1 pseudogene is annotated in these 972 nt (G+C 42.3%); it reads left to right on the top strand.

What is annotated here, in order from left to right:
• Positions 1-972: pseudogene (locus WMO38_RS15060) on the top strand (helicase-related protein); the annotation flags it as partial.

Here is a 972-nt window from a genome sequence, read left to right as displayed (position 1 = left end):
AACTGAAAAAGATCCATCAGAGCTTCAGTATATTACACCGATTGATTATGCCAAGCGTATTGCAGAGCTTGATGAAGACCTGCGTGATGCGGCGGAGATTCTTGTAACAGATTGCAGCTGCTACACTCCGTTTAGGGCATTCCTTATGGATGTGGTGCAGTCTGATTTTGCATTTATGCCCAATAAACTTGACCTTATCAGGGATATTGCATTAGGGACAGATAATGCAGAAAGAAAGGCATATTCCAACAATAAGTATGGTCTTGTGGAGTACTCAATCAGAAGCGGATATGTGAAGATCAGCTATAAGAACAGGAATGGTGTGCGTAAAGAAGGTGCTCTCGATTGGCGTGAGTTATATGAAATCTTATCTTATATGGTAAAACAGCCATTTTACTGCGGAGAAGACCAGAAGAAGTATTATCAGGAGACAAAGCAGAAGGCTGACAGGGATAAGATGAATCCGGTCTATAAGAGATTCTTTGATATCGAGGATAGTGTAAAAGCCAATCATCTTGAAACCAGGGAAAGAGCAATAGCGAATGGCTGGGAAACCAAGATTGATGAGAATGGACATGTGGTATCAGTATCTGTGGATGATATTCAGGCTGATACAGAATTACAGGAAAATGTAGATTTTACACCAAAGCAGGAGCCAGTACAGCAAGTAGGAAGTCTTGAAAATGAGAAGAATGTTGACGGGCAGACGAAGCACAATTTCCACTATAACCTCTGGGAAATGGAAAAAGGCGGTGCTAAGACCAGATACCAGTGGAATATGGATGCAATCCGCACTTTAAAGCAGATTGAATCAGAAAACAGGCTTGCCACACCGGAGGAGCAGAAAGTTCTGTCGAAGTTTGTCGGATGGGGCGGACTGTCACAGGCATTTGATGAGAATAATGAAAGCTGGAGCAAAGAGTACAAAGAACTCAAAGAGATGTTATCGGATGAAGAGTATGCTGCAGCTAG

The sequence above is a fragment of the Lachnospira hominis (ex Hitch et al. 2025) genome, from assembly GCF_040096395.1.
GTDB classification, from domain to species: domain Bacteria; phylum Bacillota; class Clostridia; order Lachnospirales; family Lachnospiraceae; genus Lachnospira; species Lachnospira hominis.
This window is presented reverse-complemented; position numbering and strand designations above follow the sequence as displayed.